Annotated in this window: 17 protein-coding genes, 1 tRNA gene and 1 pseudogene; 5 read left to right on the top strand and 14 right to left on the bottom strand. The window is 67.7% G+C overall.

All coding sequences use genetic code 11. The annotated features are described in order from the left end of the window. Positions 1–98: 98 nt before the first annotated feature. The 4 genes from IEX93_RS10605 to IEX93_RS10590 are packed head-to-tail and all read right to left on the bottom strand — an operon-like array spanning position 99 to position 6,106. Positions 99–578 carry a flavin reductase family protein gene (locus tag IEX93_RS10605; protein WP_188848165.1) on the bottom strand — a complete coding sequence of 160 codons (480 nt, stop codon included), beginning with the start codon at positions 576–578 and terminating at the stop codon, positions 99–101. A gap of 5 nt (positions 579–583) precedes the next feature. Continuing rightward, positions 584–1,378, bottom strand: a complete 795-nt coding sequence (locus IEX93_RS10600) for an inositol monophosphatase family protein (RefSeq protein WP_188848164.1) — start codon at positions 1,376–1,378, stop codon at positions 584–586. Between the two features lie 7 nt (positions 1,379–1,385). After that, positions 1,386–1,985, bottom strand: coding sequence for a phosphoribosylanthranilate isomerase (locus tag IEX93_RS10595; protein WP_188848166.1), 600 nt, complete (start codon positions 1,983–1,985; stop codon positions 1,386–1,388). A 17-nt stretch (positions 1,986–2,002) separates the two neighbouring features. Beyond that, the gene (locus IEX93_RS10590; protein ID WP_188848163.1) at positions 2,003–6,106 is read right to left on the bottom strand and encodes a ribonucleotide reductase barrel domain-containing protein; all 4,104 of its coding nucleotides are present in this window, start codon (positions 6,104–6,106) and stop codon (positions 2,003–2,005) included. A 131-nt stretch (positions 6,107–6,237) separates the two neighbouring features. Here IEX93_RS10590 and IEX93_RS10585 point away from each other — a divergent pair, with 131 nt between their 5' ends. Together IEX93_RS10585 and IEX93_RS10580 are read left to right on the top strand one after the other, a co-directional pair. Next, positions 6,238–7,548: a MiaB/RimO family radical SAM methylthiotransferase gene (locus IEX93_RS10585; RefSeq protein WP_188848162.1), complete on the top strand. Its 1,311-nt coding sequence runs from the start codon at positions 6,238–6,240 to the stop codon at positions 7,546–7,548. Between the two features lie 10 nt (positions 7,549–7,558). Beyond that, a complete protein-coding gene (locus tag IEX93_RS10580) occupies positions 7,559–7,882 on the top strand; it encodes a histidine triad nucleotide-binding protein (protein ID WP_188848161.1) in 324 nt (107 codons plus the stop codon). Here the strand turns inward: IEX93_RS10580 and IEX93_RS10575 are convergent. After that, a complete protein-coding gene (locus IEX93_RS10575; protein ID WP_188848160.1) occupies positions 7,863–8,660 on the bottom strand; it encodes a metallophosphoesterase family protein in 798 nt (265 codons plus the stop codon). The two genes, IEX93_RS10580 and IEX93_RS10575, sit on opposite strands and share 20 nt — an antisense overlap. 26 nt (positions 8,661–8,686) lie before the next feature. Continuing rightward, a complete protein-coding gene (locus IEX93_RS10570) occupies positions 8,687–9,115 on the bottom strand; it encodes a bifunctional nuclease family protein (RefSeq protein ID WP_188848159.1) in 429 nt (142 codons plus the stop codon). 22 nt (positions 9,116–9,137) lie between these two features. On the opposite strand from IEX93_RS10570, the gene IEX93_RS10565 reads away from it, so the two are divergent. After that, positions 9,138–9,674: a phosphoribosyltransferase family protein gene (locus IEX93_RS10565; RefSeq protein WP_188848158.1), complete on the top strand. Its 537-nt coding sequence runs from the start codon at positions 9,138–9,140 to the stop codon at positions 9,672–9,674. A gap of 9 nt (positions 9,675–9,683) precedes the next feature. Next, positions 9,684–10,211, top strand: a complete 528-nt coding sequence (locus IEX93_RS10560; protein ID WP_188848157.1) for a type I phosphoribosyltransferase — start codon at positions 9,684–9,686, stop codon at positions 10,209–10,211. Here IEX93_RS10560 and IEX93_RS10555 read toward each other — a convergent pair. Both IEX93_RS10555 and IEX93_RS10550 read right to left on the bottom strand, forming a co-directional pair. Further along, positions 10,208–10,825 carry an HAD family hydrolase gene (locus IEX93_RS10555; protein ID WP_188848156.1) on the bottom strand — a complete coding sequence of 206 codons (618 nt, stop codon included), beginning with the start codon at positions 10,823–10,825 and terminating at the stop codon, positions 10,208–10,210. The two genes, IEX93_RS10560 and IEX93_RS10555, sit on opposite strands and share 4 nt — an antisense overlap. 5 nt (positions 10,826–10,830) lie before the next feature. Next, positions 10,831–11,385, bottom strand: a complete 555-nt coding sequence (locus IEX93_RS10550) for a 5-formyltetrahydrofolate cyclo-ligase (RefSeq protein WP_188848155.1) — start codon at positions 11,383–11,385, stop codon at positions 10,831–10,833. A gap of 74 nt (positions 11,386–11,459) precedes the next feature. Between IEX93_RS10550 and IEX93_RS10545 the strand changes: the two genes are divergently transcribed. Further along, positions 11,460–11,684, top strand: a complete 225-nt coding sequence (locus IEX93_RS10545; protein WP_188848154.1) for an FmdB family zinc ribbon protein — start codon at positions 11,460–11,462, stop codon at positions 11,682–11,684. A 97-nt stretch (positions 11,685–11,781) separates the two neighbouring features. Here the strand turns inward: IEX93_RS10545 and IEX93_RS10540 are convergent, their stop codons facing one another. The 6 genes and pseudogenes from IEX93_RS10540 to IEX93_RS10515 form a co-directional block, all read right to left on the bottom strand. Next, positions 11,782–12,231: a DUF192 domain-containing protein gene (locus tag IEX93_RS10540; protein ID WP_188848153.1), complete on the bottom strand. Its 450-nt coding sequence runs from the start codon at positions 12,229–12,231 to the stop codon at positions 11,782–11,784. Then, entirely contained in the window at positions 12,231–12,689 is a 459-nt protein-coding gene (locus tag IEX93_RS10535) for a DUF192 domain-containing protein (RefSeq protein ID WP_188848152.1), read from the bottom strand. The genes IEX93_RS10540 and IEX93_RS10535 overlap by 1 nt, the downstream gene beginning before the upstream one ends. Before the next feature lie 7 nt (positions 12,690–12,696). Next, positions 12,697–13,293: a dTMP kinase gene (tmk, locus tag IEX93_RS10530; protein WP_188848151.1), complete on the bottom strand. Its 597-nt coding sequence runs from the start codon at positions 13,291–13,293 to the stop codon at positions 12,697–12,699. A 3-nt stretch (positions 13,294–13,296) separates the two neighbouring features. Continuing rightward, a complete protein-coding gene (locus tag IEX93_RS10525; RefSeq protein WP_188848150.1) occupies positions 13,297–14,025 on the bottom strand; it encodes a Nif3-like dinuclear metal center hexameric protein in 729 nt (242 codons plus the stop codon). A 51-nt stretch (positions 14,026–14,076) separates the two neighbouring features. Next, positions 14,077–14,153 (bottom strand) — tRNA-Pro (locus tag IEX93_RS10520). Between the two features lie 16 nt (positions 14,154–14,169). Beyond that, positions 14,170–14,429, bottom strand: a pseudogene (locus tag IEX93_RS10515) (integrase core domain-containing protein); the annotation flags it as partial.

Raw genomic sequence — 14,429 nt, 5'->3', positions numbered from 1 at the left:
CCATCCATCCACCCCAGCTTTCAAGATCCCCCGCCGCCCACCAGGCAGCGCAAAGAAAAAAGTACCAGAGGAAAGAAGAACTGTCAAGGGGGGGTGGGCTACCCCCCGTAGAACCAGCCCGTGTCCCACATGACGAGGGGCTTGGCCTCGTAGCGCACCCCCGCCTCCACCACCTCGGCCACCACCACGCTGTGGTCACCCAGCTTCACCATCTCCCGCACCTCCGCCTCGAGCCAATAGGGGAGCTCGGTGAGGAGGGGAAGGCCGAAGGTGGGGGAGGGCTCAAAGGGGTGGCCGTTGAGGGCCTGGCCTTCCCGCTGGGTGGGTTTGAAGAAGTCCTGGGCGATGGCCTTCTGGCCCTCGGCCAGGGTCATGAGGGCGAGCCTGCCCGTGCGCTCTATGAGGGCGTGGAGGTGGCTATCCCGCTTCACCCCGAGGGCCACGAGGGGCGGGGTGAAGGAGGCCTGGGTCACCCAGTTCACCGTGCCGGCGGCCACCTCCTCCCCGTCTTGGGCCGTGAGGATGTAAAGCCCGTAGGTGAAGCTCCTCAGGACCTTCTTCTTGGCTTCGGCGTTCATGGCTCCTATTCTAAATCCTCCTGGAGCACCTGGAGGAGGGCCTCGTGGATGCGCCCGTTGGTGGCCACGATGTAGCGGTTGCCCAGGGCGTAGGGCTCCCCCTTTAGGCCCGTGACCCTTCCCCCCGCCTCTTCCACCAAAAGCCAGCCTGCGGCCACGTCCCAGGGGTTGAGCTTCACCTCCCAGAAGCCCTCGAGGCGCCCCGCGGCCACGTAGGCCAGGTCCAAGGCGGCGGCCCCCGGGCGCCGCACCAAAAGGCCCCGCCTAAGGGCGCGGCTAAAGTAGGTGAGGTTCTCCGGGTCCTTGGCCACGTCGTAGGGGAAGCCCGTGGCGAGGAGGCTTCCTAAGAGCTCGGTTCGTTCCGTGACCCGGATGGGCCGCCCGTCCAGGTAGGCGCCGCCTCCCCTGAGGGCGTAGAAGGTCTCGTTGCGGGCGGTGTCCATGATCACGCCCACCTCTATCCGCCCCGCCACCTCCAAAGCCAGGGAGACCCCGTAGAAGGGGAAGCCGTGGGCGTAGTTCACCGTGCCGTCCAGGGGGTCCACGATGAAGCGCATCTCCTTGCTCCCGTGGCTTCCGCCCTCCTCCCCGAAGAAGCCCGCCTCGGGGAAGCGGGCGAGGAGGAAGTCCCGGATGGCCTCCTCCGCCTCCTTGTCCGCCTGGGTCACCAGGTCGTTGGGGCCGGACTTGGTCCCCTGGCTGAAGCCCTTTTCCAGGTAGTAGACGTGGATGCCCCGGGCCAGGCGCGCCGCCTGGAGCAGGGCCTTTAGGTGAGGAAGGAAGGGGTGGTGGCCGATCACCCTTCCATCATAGGCCCCTGAGCCGGGCGAAAAGGGCCCGGAGCTTTTCGGGGTCCTTGACCCCGGGGGCGGCCTCCACCCCGCTCGCCAGGTCCAGGGCGTAGGGCCTTAGGGCAAGCACCTCCCCCAGGTTCTCCGGGGTGATCCCCCCCGCCAGGATGACCCTTTTCCCCGTTTTCAAAAGGGGCTGGGCCCACTCCCTGGGGTAGGGCTTCCCGCTTCCCGGAAGCTTCCCGTCCAGGAGGAGGGCCCAGGCGGGGTAGTCGGCCCAGGCGGCCTTGGCGGGGCCTTCCAGGGCGAAGGCCTTGATGACCGGGAAGAAACGGCCCACCGCCAGGGCCCACTCCGGGGGCTCCTCCCCGTGGAGCTGGGCCACCTGGAGCCTGGCCCTTTCCATGAGGCGGAGGACCTCCCCCGGGGGCTGGTCCCGGAAGACCCCCACCCGCACCACGAAGGGGCCCAGGGCCTCGGAGATCCTCCGGGCCGCCTCCGGAAGGATGCGCCGCTTGGAGCCCGGGGCGAGGACGAAGCCCAGGGCATAGGCCCCAAGCTCCTCGGCCAGGAGGGCGTCCTCGAGGCGGGTGATGCCGCAGACCTTGACCCGCATGCCCCGGGCTTCGGCGGCTAGCCGCACTTAGCGTAGCCACAGGCCTGGCACTTGTAGCACCCCTCTTCCCTCACCAAGGTCTTTTCCCCGCAGACCGGGCAAGGGAGGGCGCCCGGCAGGGCGATCCCCCCGCCCGAGAGGGCGGGCAGGGGAGTTTCCTGGACCTCCATCCCCTTTAGCGCCTTGGGGATGGTCTCCAGGGCCACGGCGATGAGGTCCGCCTTGCTAGAGACGAGCCTCCCCTGGTAGGTGCCGTAAAGGCCGCCGTTGATGCCCCGAAGGGTACGGATGATGGCCTCCGGGGGCACCCCGTACTGGAGGGCGATGGAGACCACCCGGCCTAAGGCTTCGCTATCGGCGTTGGCCTCGTCCCCCGCCTTGCCCGAGGTGAGGATCACCTCAATGGGCTTCCCGTCCAGGAGGTTCACCGTGACCAGGAAGCTCCGCTTGGCCCCTTCCGGGGTCATGAGCTTCACCATGTCGGTGAAGCCGAGAAGCCTCCCCGGGCGCTCGTAGACGGGGCCCGTGGGCAAAGCCTTGGGGGCTTCCTTGGCCTCCGCCTTGGGCGAGGCCTCTTGGGCGGTGGGCTTGGGGGCTTCCTCCTTTTTCTCCTCCTTCTTCACCGTGAGCACCTGGAACTCCCGGGAGCCGTCCCGGTAGACGGTGATCCCCTTGCACCCGGTGCGGTAGGCCTCGAGGTAGGCGGCCTCCACGTCCTCCACCGTGGCCTCGTGGGGGAGGTTGATGGTTTTTGAGAGTGAGTTCGCAGCAAGTCCCTCGGCGTCAAAGGCCCTTTGGACCACTCCCTGCATGCGCACGTGGTCCAAGGGGTGGATGTCGTGGGCGCAGCGGAAGACCTTGCGGATGGCCTCAGGGATGAAGGGGAGGTTCTGCACCGAGCCGTGCCCGTCCTTCTGGATCTCGGCGATGATCTTCTCCCAATCCCACTTCCCCTCCTTCTCGTAGCCGGGAGCGGGCGGGTAGGCCTCCATGAGCTCCACGAAGAGGGGGTGGAGGAGGGGCTTGTACTCCCCGCCGATCCTCCGCCAGACGAAGGGGCTGAAGACGGGCTCAATCCCCGAGGAGACCCCCATGAGCATGCTGGTGGTTCCCGTGGGGGCCACGGTGAGGAGGGCCACGTTGCGCCGGGGCTTGATGCCAAGGCTTTGGAAGTATTCCTTGTGCTCCTCGTAGAGGGGGAAGACCCCCCGCTCCTTGGCGAGCTCCTCGGAAGCCCGGATGGCCTCCTCCCGCATGGCGCTCATGATCTCGTAGACCTTTTCCCTCGCCGCCTCCGAGTCGTAGGGGAGGCCCAGCTTGATGAGCATGTCGGCGAGGCCCATGACCCCAAGGCCGAGCCTCCTGAGCTTCTTCGCCGCCTCCTCGTTGTCGGGGAGGGCAAACTGGTTCACGTCAAGGACGTTATCCAGGAAGCGGATAGCGGTGCGCACGTCCTTGCGGAACTCCTCCATCTGGAAGGCCCCGTCCTTCACGTAGGCGGCGAGGTTCATGGCCCCGAGGTCGCAGGGCTCGCCCACGGTGAGGGGGATTTCGCCGCAGTTGTGGGCCACGAGGCCATTGGCGATCAGGCTGTGGGTCACGGGCTCGGTGAGGTCGTAGACCGGAGCCTCGCCTGCGGGCTCCACCCGTTCCACCGTGGCCACGAAGGGCTTGCGGTAAGCCCCCCGGGGGCGTTCCCGGAGGAAGGCCAGAAGCTTGGCCTGCTTTTCCGGCTGGAGGAACCCCACCACCTGGGTGAAGCGGTCCCGGTGCACGGCCCCCAGGATCAGCTCGTACTGGGCGGCCGTGGGGTACAGCTTGGTCCCCCCGCGGCCGTCGGGAAGGCGTTTGGCACCCGCGGGGCGGCGCTTGTGGATTTTGCCGTAGATTCCCAGGTTGAGGAGGAGAAGCTGAACGTCTTGCAGGAGGCCCAGGCTCGAGGAGGCCAGGCGCACGGTGGCGTCCTGCTTCCCGGGGTTAACTTGGACCGAGCCGTCGGCGCTGAAAAGCCCCTGGAGGAAGCCCACCACCGCCTCCCGGGGAGCGCGGAAAAGGCTTTCCGGTACCCGCTTTTCCGGGGCCTTGGCCGCCTTGACCCCCAGGGCTTGGAAGAAGGCGGTGGGTATGCGGTTGAAGTGGAGGTGGTAGGTGTTGGAGGGCGTTTCCTGGAGGGTGCCCCCGCCGAACCAGTCCCGGAGGAGGTCGGGAAGCCAGCTTATGGCGGCAAAGTCTTCCCGGGAGAAGTAAAAGCCCACGCCGTCTTCCCGGAGGTACCCGTCCCCTAAGAGCCAGCCTAGGGCCACGCCCAGCTCCCGGCTCCAGCGGGTGGGGAGGTTGGCGTACTTTTCTTGAAGGCGCGCGGACGGTAGCCTTCCAAGGCCATCTTCCCGGCCTCTGGCGGCCACCCGCTCCCGGACCACCGCCAAAGCGGCGGCGGGTAGGGCCTCCTCCTTGGGGAAGAGCCCCTCCCCGCTTTGCACCAGGATCTTATCCCCCGGCTTCAGGCTTCCCGCCTCCCGGTAGCCCTCCGGGGTGAGGAGGAGGTGGTCAGGGGTGAGGGTGAGGGCGAGGCCTTCCCGGGTGAGGAGGCGGACTACGGGCTTCACCCCGGTGAAGAAAGCCCGCGCCGCCCGCCGGACGGTGGTGCCTGGGAAGGGGGAGGGCGCACCTAGCCCGTGGAGGGGAGCGCGGTTGTCGGTGACCAGGAAGAAACCCTCTCCCTTTTGGGCCAGCTCGGCGATGGGCACCAGGCCGTGCTCCGTGGGGATGCGGGTCTCACCCACGAAGCAGGGGTTGGTGGAGCGAATCTGGTACCGCTCCCCCAGGCCTTTGAGGGCGGAGAGGGCGTTCACCCGGTCCACGAAGATGAGCCCCGGCTCCCCCGTGGCCCAGGCGTGCCAGGCGATCTCGTGCCAGAGCCAGCGGGCGGGGACCTTCCCCCCGTAGAGGGGGATGGCCTTGGCCCCGTCCTCCCTTTCGGGGAGGGAGGGGAGCTTCCCCGTGTAGGGGCCTTCCAAGGGGTAGGGGTAGTACTTCCCCGGGACCTCAATGGGGGTCACGGGCCAGAGCGCGTCCTTTTCCACCGCCTCGAGGAAGCGGTCCGTGGCCAGGACGGAGATGTTGAAGGTGGAGATGTCCCCCTCCGCCTTCTCCCGGTCCAGGTCCTTGGCGGTGAGGAAGTCCAGGAGGTCGGGGTGGTCTATGGAGAGGGTGGCCATCCCCGCTCCGCGGCGGGTACCCCCCTGGCGCACCACCCGAAGCACGCTGGCGTAGACGTAGCGCAGGGTGGCCACCGGGCCCGCCTCCTCGGCCCCCCAGGCCACCCATTCCAGGAAGTTGTCAAAGATCTCATAGAGGAAGCTCACGGGCCCCGAGCTCGTCCCTCCGCTTCCCCGGATGGGGGCCCCTTCGGGCCTTAGGAGGGAGAAGTCCACGTGGGGCTCTTGGCCCTTCCGGGCCAGGTCCGCCGCCTCCTTGGCGGCCTCGATGATCCCCCCCATGTCGTCGGGGACGAGGATCCGGTTTTGGGGGGGCTCTTCCATGGTCTGCACCCCGTGGGCCTCGGCCAGGGCCTTGAGCTCGGGGGGGATCTTCCCGTAGACCACCCGGGCGAAGTTCTTGAGGGCGATCTCCTCCTTGGGGCCCTCGGGGTTGATGGGGGGGCGCATGAGGCCCCGGATGAAGTCCTCCACGTCGGGGTGGTCCACCGAGAGGTAGGCCACGCCCCGCACAGGTTTCCGCTTGCGGGTCCCCTTGGAGCGGTAGGGGTCCAGGTTCACCCCGTTTCCCCCGCCCACCTTGGTGACCAGGGCGAGCTTCTTGGCCACCTCCATGACGCCCTGGAAGCTTTCCGGGGGGTTTTCCGTGGCCCCTTGGACGAAGCAGTTCAGGAGGTTCCCGTGGGCCGTGCCCGCCCCGGCGAGGATCCGGCCGCCCGGGGAGAAGCGCTTCTGGCTCATCAACCGGAAGAACGCCTCTTCCCAGTAGGCCCTTTCCTCAGGCTTCTCGGGCTTGGCGATTTCCCGGGCCACCCGGCGGAACATACCGAGGATATCCCCGTCCCCGGGCTGCAAATACTGGCGCTTGGCGATGGCCTGCGCGTGTTCGTCAAAAAGCTCCATAGGAATCCCGCTCCTTTCCAGGTACCCCATATCTTGGGGTATGCCCTTGGGATACTACAACCCTTGGGATTCTCACGGCAAGTGCACCGCCCACATTCTCCGGCTGCCCTTTTTATAGCAGAATGGGAGGGATGCGCGCCGCGTTCCGCACCCTGGGGTGTAAGGTCAACCAGGTAGAGACCGAGGCCCTTTTGGGCTTCCTCAAGGCCTTGGAGCCGGAGGTGGTCCCGGTGGAAGCGGGGGGGGCGGACCTCGTGGTCATCAACTCCTGCGCCGTTACCACCACGGCGGAGGCGGACACCCGCAAGGAGGTGCGCCGGGCGAGGCGGTACAACCCCCACGCCTTCATCGTGGTCACGGGGTGCTACGCCGAGCTCGCCCCCGAGGTGCTAAAGGAGCTTGGGGCGGATGCGGTGGTCCCCAACGCCCGTAAGGCCGAGCTTCCCCGGGTGATCCTGGAGCACTTCGGCCTCCCCTCGGACCCCATCACCACCCCGCCCAACGAGTTCTGGGGGGCGGGGGAAAGGGGGCTTTTGAATAGCCGGGTGCGGGCCTTCTTGAAGGTGCAAGACGGGTGTCAGGCGGGCTGCGCCTACTGCATCATCCCGAGGCTTAGGGGCAAGGAGCGCCACCGGGACTACCGGGACGTTTTGGCCGAGGCCGAGGCCCTTTTGCGCCTGGGGATCCAGGAGATCGTCCTCACCGGGGTGCGCCTGGGAAGCTACCAGGGGCACCCGAGGGGCCTCGCGGGCCTGGTGGAGGACCTCTACCACCTGGGGGCCAAGGTGCGGCTTTCCTCCATAGAGCCCGAGGACACGGGGGAGGACCTTCTTCGGGTGATCGGCCGGTATGCCCCCGAGGTCAGGCCCCACCTCCACCTTTCCTTGCAGACGGGCTCGGACCGGCTCCTCAAGCTCATGGGCCGGCGCTACGACAAGGCCTACTACCGGGCTTTGGTGGAGAGGGCCTACGAGCTCATCCCCGGCTTTGCCCTCACCACCGACGTGATCGCCGGCCTCCCCACGGAGACGGAGGAGGAGCACCGGGAGACCCTGGCCTTCCTGGAGGAGCTTAAGCCCACCCGGGTCCACGCCTTCACCTACACGCCGAGGCCCAAGACCCGGGCCGCCTCCATGCCCCAGGTGCCCCCGGAGGTCAGGAAGCGGCGCACCAAGGAGCTCATCGCCTTGGCGAAGCGCCTGGCCGAGGAGCGGATCCGGCCCAAGCTGGGAAGCCGGGTGGAGGTTCTGGTGGAGCGGGTGCAGGGGGGTGAGGCTCTGGGCCACACCCCCGACTACTACGAGGCCCGCCTCCTGGGCCAGGCCCGTCCTGGGGAGACGGTCTGGGCCCGGGTGGAGGGGGTGGAGGGGTACGTCCTTTTGGGCCGGGTGGAAGGGGTGAAGGAAGAGGTCAGGGGGCCCTTGGAGCTTCCCGTGCGGTAGGATGCTTTCCATGGAGTGCGTCTTCTGCCGCATTATCGCCGGGGAACTCCCCTCCAAAAAGGTCTACGAGGACGAGGGCTTCGTGGCCTTCCACGACATAAGGCCCAAGGCCCCGGTGCACGTCCTGGTGGTCCCCAAGGAGCACGTGGAGAAGCTTTCCGACTACCCCGATAGCGAGGAAGGGGAAAGGAAGCTCGGGGCCCTCTTCCGCACCGCCAACCGGGTGGCCCGGCGCCTGGGCCTCGAGGGCTACCGCCTCGTGGTGAACGTGGGGGAAAAGGGAGGGCAGGAGGTCTTCCACGTCCACGTCCACGTCATGGGCGGATGGGGATAAAAAAGCGGTCCAAGGCCTTGCCTTGGGGGTCCAGGGCGTAGCCTGAAAGGCCCTTTTCCCCCACCTCCAAGAAAAGGGCGTGGTGGGCCACGGCCAGGGCCCGGCTCCAGGGGAGGGGCGGACGGGTGCGGTAGAGGCCCGCGCCCCCGCCTCCCGTCACCACGTGGAGGAGGCCTTGGACCTCCAGGCGCTCGTAGTGGTGGTCGTGGCCCGCGAGGACCAGGGCCACCCCGTGGCGGCGGAGGAGGGGCTCGAAGAGGCTCCTTAGGGTGGGGCTTCCCCCGTGGAGCCCCGAGGAGTAGAGGGGGCGGTGGAGGAGGAGGGCCTTGAGGGGGGCGGTGGAGCCTTGGAGGGCCTCCTCTAGCCAGGCCCTCTGGGCCCTGAGGTCGCCTTCCGTGTAGAGGACGAAGACCTCGAGGCCGCTGAAGCGGACCCGGTAGTAGGGCCTCTCCAGGCCGAAGCGGCGGAGCTGGGCCTCGAGGTTCGGGGCGTCGTGGTTGCCGAAGGCGGGGTAGAGGGGGACGGGGGGGAGGTCTTGGAGGTAGGCCTCCACCACCCGCCCTCTGGGGTAAAAGTTGTCCCCCGTGGTGAGGAGGGCGGCGAGGGGGCTTTGGGCGTGCTCCTGGCGAAGGAGGGCCGCCACCTGGGCCCGTCCTTGGGTGCCTGCCCCCCAGTCCCCGATCACCCCCAGGCGTTGGGCTTGGACCGGGGTGAGGGCGAAAAGAAAGGGGATGAGGAAGCGGAAGAGGCGAGCGCCCGTCCCTCGGTTGCGAAGCATAGGCTCCTTGCGCCAAAGGGGGGCGCTTAGGCTTCTGCCGCTCCGTGGGGCTTGAGGCTGGCCTCCTCCACCCCGGCTTTGTCCAGGACCTCCTCAGCCACCAGGATGGGGGCCTGGGCCCGTAGGGCCAGGGCCATGGCGTCGGAGGGGCGGGCGTCCACCTCCAGCTCAATCCCCCGGTGCTCCAGGATGAGGCGGGCGTAAAAGGTTCCGTCCCTAAGGTCGGTGATCTCCACCCGCTTGAGCTTGGCCTGGAGCATCTCCATCACCGAGAGAAGGAGGTCGGGGGTGAGGGGTCTTGGGGGTTTTTCCCCCTGGAGGGCCACCACGATGTGGTGGGCCTCGAGGGGGCCGATGACGATGGGGAGAAGCTTCTGGTTTTCCGCCCTGAGGAGGACCACCACGCTCCCGTTTTGCGGGTCCACGCCCAGGGTCTCAATCTTGGCGCCGAGCATACCTCCAGTATAGACTGGGCCCGTGAGGACCTACCCTGTGGAGATCGCCGGGGTTAGGAGGGAGCTTCCCATCGTTCAGGTGGGGCCCGGGGTGGCCGTGGCCCTCCTTAACCTTCTGGGGGACACCGAGCTCACCGAGGCGGCCGCTGAGGCCTTGGCCCAGCGCCTGCCGCCCGAGGTAGAAACCCTGGTCACCCCCGAGGTCAAGGCGGTGCCCCTGGCCCACGCCCTTTCCCGCCTTACCGGGAAGCCCTACGTGGTGGCCCGCAAGACCGAAAAGCCCTACATGATCAACCCGGTGAGCCGGGAGGTGGTTTCCATCACCACGGGCAAGCCCCAGCTTCTGGTCCTGGACGGGGCCGATATTCCCCGGATCCGGGGCAAGAAAGTGGCCATCGTGGACGATGTGGTTTCCACCGGTTCCACCCTGGCGGGGCTTCGCGAGCTCATTGAAGGCGTGGGGGGGCAGGTGGTGGCGGTCCTGGCGGTCTTTACCGAGGGGACCCCGCGCCAGGACGTGATCGCCCTGGGCCACCTCCCCCTGTTTAAACCCGAGTAGGAGGGCCCTATGGAGACCTATCCCATCACCCTAGGTGGCGTCACCCGGCACATGCCCCTCATAGAACCCCTGCCGGGAAGGCGCATCCCCCTGGTGGAGTTCCTGGGGGACCCGGAGCTCACCCGGGCCGCGGCCTTGGCCCTAAAGCCCCTGGTGCCCAAGGAGACCGAGGTCCTCTTCACCACGGAGACGAGCCCCATCCCCCTCACCCATGTCCTCGCCGAGGAGCTGGGCCTGCCCTACGTGGTGGCCCGGAGGCGCCGCCGCCCCTACATGGAGGACCCCATCATCCAAGAGGTCCAAACCCTGACTCTCGGGGTGGGGGAAGTGCTCTGGCTGGACCGGCGCTTCGCCGAGAAGCTCCTCAACCAGAAGGTGGCCCTGGTCTCCGACGTGGTGGCCAGCGGGGAGACCATGAAGGCCATGGAGCGGATGGTCCAGCGGGCCGGGGGGCAGGTGGTGGGGCGCCTGGCGGTCTTCCGCCAGGGGAACCCTGCCATCCCCGTGGCCACGGTGGCGGAACTGCCGGTGCTTTAGGCCGGGCTTCGGCCCTGGGCCCGGGAAGAGGGGGTGTAGACCTCCGCCCTTAGGCCAAGCCTCCGGGCGGCCTCCACGTTTTCCGGGTCGTCGTCCAGGTAGAGGATCTCCTCGGGGGCGAGGCCGAGGCCCTCGAGGGCCAGGAGGAAGGCCCTGGGGTCGGGCTTGGCCACCCCCAGGGCGCAGGAGGCGAAGAAGCCGTCCACGTAGCGGGCGAGGCCGTGGTGGGCCAGGCTTTCCTTGAGGCTTGGCAGGGTGTTGGAGAGGACCCCCACCTTGAGCCCCCGGGCCTTGAGGCTTTGGAGGAGGGCCTCCGCCCCCGGGGCTTGGCGCAGAAAGTGGTAGTAGCGGAGGCCCTCCAGGGCCCTAAGGGGAAGGCCCAGGTCCCTGGCCGCCTCCCGGATTAGGCCCTGCCAGAAGCGGGCCTCCTCCTCGAGGGTGCGCACCTCGAGGCGCCGCACCGCCTCGCCGATCCGCCCCAAGGCCCGGGCCAAAACCCCAAAAGCCCTTTCCCGGCCCGCCCCTTGCAGGGCGAGGGCCAGGGCTTTCCGGTAGAGGGCCTCTTCGTCCAGAAGGAGGAGGACCCCGTCCCAGTCCAGGAGGGCACCCCGCATGCCCCTTAGTGTAGCGGGTCGGGGGAGGGGAGGCCGGGGCTTTTGACCGGGAAGACCCCTTCCTCGGTGGCCAGGTAGTCCACGGGGGTATCCCAGGGGTCCCGGGGCAGGCGGGGGAGGAGAAGGGCTTTGGGGGCGATGCCGAGGCGGAGGGCCTTTAGGGTGGGGAGGAAGCGGTCGTAAAAGCCCTTCCCGTGCCCCAGGCGGAAGCCCTCGAGGTCAAAGGCCAGGCCCGGCACCAGGACCAGGTCCAAAACCCCGGGGTTCACGGCGGGGGTGGCGGGCTCCAGGAGGCCGAAAGGGCCCCGTTCTAGGGGACCGAAGGGGTGGACGCTTAGGGTGCGTCCCGCCACCTTGGGCAGGTAGTAGCGGGCGGGGAAGCGCTCCCGGAGGGGGAGGAGGTCCAGCTCGTGGGGCAGGGGATGGTAGAGGAGGATGTGGCGAAAGCCCCGGGCCTCAAGCCAGGGGAGGAGGGCGCGGAGGACCTCTTGGGCGAGGCGGTCCCGGTCTAACCCCCGCCAGACTTCCTTGGCCCAGCGCCTGAGGGCGGCCTTGTCCACGGGCGTAGCCTACCACCCGGGGTCTTGACACTCAAGTTGTTTAAGTGTCAAAATCCCCGGTGGGAGGGTAGGGTATGCCGGTCTACGTCTACAAGGGCTTGGAGACGGGCAACTACTACGAGTTTGAGCAGGGCTTCCACGACGAACCCCTGAAGGTCCACCCCGAGACGGGCGAACCCCTGAAGCGGGTGATCACCCCTCCGGCCATCATCTTCAAGGGGTCGGGCTGGCACGTGAAGGACTACGCCAAGAAGAGCGAAAAGTCCGAGGAGAAGTCCGAGGACAAGAAGGAGGACTAAGCGGCCGCACGGTGGTTTCGCAACACGAGGTGCCCGAAAGGAAGCTTAGGAAACTCCTTTTGGGGCCCCCACCGCGGCGAAAGCCGCGGTGGGGTACTTAGGGCACCACTTGGTCCCCCGGGGCTAGGGGGACCAAGTCCTCTTTGACCTCGAGGATCCCTCGGTAAAGGGTCCCGGGGGCCACGCTTTCCCCGGGGTTTAGGCGCACCACCTTGAGCACCTGGTTCTTCCCGTCCAGGAAGGCCACCACCACGGGGAAGCGGTAGCCTTGGGCGCTAAAAGGGGCGTCCGTGGCCTCGGGGAAGAGGTAGAGGAGGGCCTCAAGGGGCTCCTTCCTTAGGCCGAGGCCCAGCCGCCAGGCCTCGGGGGTTCGGGCCAGGCGCCCTTTGAGGATCCTGGGGCCTTCCCGGGTGAGGACGGTGAGGGTCTCGGGAGGAGGAGGGGTCTGGAGGCGGCGGGCGGCCAGGAGGTACCCCAGGAAGGAGACCACGGAAAGGAGCACCAAGAGGGCGAAGGCGATGAGGGAAAGGAAGGGGTTCCGTTCCACTAGCGGCTAGGCCAGAGGCGCAGGGCCTCGCCCCCCACCCGGGCCCCGGGGGTGAGGCCCCGCCTTTGGAACCAACCCTGGTTGACCTCGAGGGCCCCCTGGTAGACCACGCCCGGGTAGTAGACGGGGCAGGGGTCTTTGGGGCAGGGCTCCATGTCCAGGATGCGGAGGATCGTCCCTTGCCGGTCAAAGAAGGCGATGGAGAGGGGGATCAGGGTGTTCTTCATCCAGAAGCCCGAAGCCGTGGGGGCGGGGAAGAGGAAGACCATGCCCTCGTCCTCCCCGAGGCTTTTGCGGAACATGAGGCCCTGGGCCTGCCGGCTTGGGGTGTCGGCCACCTCCACCTTCAGGAGGTAGCGCCTCCCTCCCTGTTCCACGTAAAGGGTGCTTTTGGGAAAGGTGAGCCCCTGGGCCAGGGCGAAAAGGCCCAGGGCCAGGAGGGGAAAAAGGCGGCCCATGGGGCCATTATGGCAGAAGGGGGAGGAGGTGGCGAAGGATCTCCCGGTGGAGGGCCTCGGGGGGTTTGGTGGCGTCCAGGACGCGGAAGCGCTCGGGCTCAGCCCGGCTTAGGGCCAGGTAGCCCTCCCGAACCCTCTGGAAGAAGGCGAGCCCCGCCGCCTCCATCCGGTCGGGGCGGGGAAGGCGCTTTAGGGCCTCCTCGGGGGGGAGGTCCAGGAGGAAGGTGAGCCGGGGCTTGAGCCCCAGGGTGGCCCTTTGGGCTACCTCCAGGAGCCAAGAAAGGGGAAGGCCGCGCCCGAAGCCCTGGTAGGCGAGGCTAGAGTCCAGGTAGCGGTCCGAGACCACCCACCTTCCTTCCCGGAGGGCGGGAAGGAGGACCTTGCGCACGTGCTCCGCCCGGTCGGCGCTGAAGAGGAGGTATTCCGCCTCAGGGGAAAGGGCCTCCTTTAGGAGGAGGTTCCGGACCTGGGGAAGCCCGCTCCCGGGTTCCCGGGTGAGGAGGACCCTTAGGCCCTTTCCCTCCAGGAAGCGGGCCAGGAGGCGGGCTTGGGTGGTCTTGCCGGCGCCGTCCAGGCCCTCGAGGCTCAGAAAAACCCCTTCCATGGCCTAAAGCCCCGTGGGATGGTCCAGGAAGACCCAGGGGAGACCGAAGCGTTCCCTTAGGTGCTCGGCCAAGGCCTTGACCCCGAAGACCTCGGTGTCGTAGTGGCCGGCGTAGATCACGTTGAGCCCTCGCTCAAAGGTCTCGTGGAAGACGCTGTGCTTGGGCTCCCCGGTGATGAAAAGGTCGGCCTCCACCCGCGCCACCAGATTCGCCGCCCCCCCGGAGACCACCACCACCCGCTCCACCAGGTCCTTCCCTCCCTGGTGCACCAAAGGCTGCATCCCCGTAAGCCGCCCCAGGAGGTCCGCCACCTCCACCAAAGGGGTGGGTTTGGGGAAGCGCCCCTCCACCCCCACGTCGTAGGGCTTGAGCTCGGTGAGGCCCAAAGCGCGCGCCAGGACGAAGTTGTTGCCCACCTCGGGGTGGGCGTCTAAGGGGAGGTGGGCGGCGTAGAGGTTGATCTCCCCCTGGAAGAGGAGCCTTAGGCGGCGCCGGTGGTGGCCCACGATGGGGAAGGGCTTCCCCCAGAAGAGGCCGTGGTGGACCAGGAGGAAGTCCACCCCCTCCTCTAGGGCCTTTTGGAAGATGGCCTCGGCGGCGTCCACCGCCGCCCCCACCTTGCTGACCTCCCCCTTCCCTTCCACCTGGAGGCCGTTTAGGGAGGGGTCCTGGGGGAAGTCGCCGATCCGCAGGTAGGCGTTTAGGTACTGGACGAGGGCGTCCCGGTCCATGGGGTTAAGCTTAAAGGAAAACCCCCCGCTCCTTGGCGGGGGATTTTGCGCTGGTCGGGGAGGCCGGATTTGAACCGACGACCCCACGCACCCCAAGCGTGTGCGCTACCAGGCTGCGCTACTCCCCGGCGCGCAAAGGTTAGTCTAGACCGGCAAGGGCCTCCCGTCAAGTAGATTGTAGTCGGTCAGCACATCTGAGACTCTGCGGGGACCGTCTCCCCCCGTATTCTAGCCAGGTACTCCAAAAGAGCCAGGCCCCCCAAGGCCCGGTGGGGTCGCTCACGGTTGTAATGGTCCAGGTAGGCGTCAAGCTCCCTCTGCAACTCGGGAATCTGTGAGGGCAACGACCGGGTGTAGAACTCCTCCCTAAAGGTCCGCTGCATCCTTTCCACGTGCCCGTTCAG

The sequence above is a fragment of the Thermus composti genome (genome assembly GCF_014647535.1).
GTDB classification, from domain to species: Bacteria; Deinococcota; Deinococci; order Deinococcales; family Thermaceae; genus Thermus; species Thermus composti.
The sequence above is the reverse complement of the archived record's forward strand: the minus strand, read 5'-3'. Positions and strand labels throughout refer to the sequence as shown.

Bases quoted from the DNA above. Each gene is read 5' to 3' on its own strand.
- IEX93_RS10545 (WP_188848154.1), top strand. From the start codon at position 11,460: ATGCCGGTCTACGTCTACAAGGGCTTGGAGACGGGCAACTACTACGAG.
- IEX93_RS10585 (WP_188848162.1), top strand. From the start codon at position 6,238: ATGCGCGCCGCGTTCCGCACCCTGGGGTGTAAGGTCAACCAGGTAGAG.
- IEX93_RS10595 (WP_188848166.1), bottom strand. From the start codon at position 1,985: ATGCGGGTCAAGGTCTGCGGCATCACCCGCCTCGAGGACGCCCTCCTG.
- IEX93_RS10590 (WP_188848163.1), bottom strand. From the start codon at position 6,106: ATGGAGCTTTTTGACGAACACGCGCAGGCCATCGCCAAGCGCCAGTAT.
- IEX93_RS10570 (WP_188848159.1), bottom strand. From the start codon at position 9,115: ATGCTCGGCGCCAAGATTGAGACCCTGGGCGTGGACCCGCAAAACGGG.
- IEX93_RS10555 (WP_188848156.1), bottom strand. From the start codon at position 10,825: ATGCGGGGTGCCCTCCTGGACTGGGACGGGGTCCTCCTCCTTCTGGAC.
- IEX93_RS10535 (WP_188848152.1), bottom strand. From the start codon at position 12,689: ATGGGCCGCCTTTTTCCCCTCCTGGCCCTGGGCCTTTTCGCCCTGGCC.
- IEX93_RS10525 (WP_188848150.1), bottom strand. From the start codon at position 14,025: ATGGACCGGGACGCCCTCGTCCAGTACCTAAACGCCTACCTGCGGATC.
- IEX93_RS10560 (WP_188848157.1), top strand. From the start codon at position 9,684: ATGGAGACCTATCCCATCACCCTAGGTGGCGTCACCCGGCACATGCCC.
- IEX93_RS10575 (WP_188848160.1), bottom strand. From the start codon at position 8,660: ATGCTTCGCAACCGAGGGACGGGCGCTCGCCTCTTCCGCTTCCTCATC.
- tmk (WP_188848151.1), bottom strand. From the start codon at position 13,293: ATGGAAGGGGTTTTTCTGAGCCTCGAGGGCCTGGACGGCGCCGGCAAG.
- IEX93_RS10605 (WP_188848165.1), bottom strand. From the start codon at position 578: ATGAACGCCGAAGCCAAGAAGAAGGTCCTGAGGAGCTTCACCTACGGG.
- IEX93_RS10580 (WP_188848161.1), top strand. From the start codon at position 7,559: ATGGAGTGCGTCTTCTGCCGCATTATCGCCGGGGAACTCCCCTCCAAA.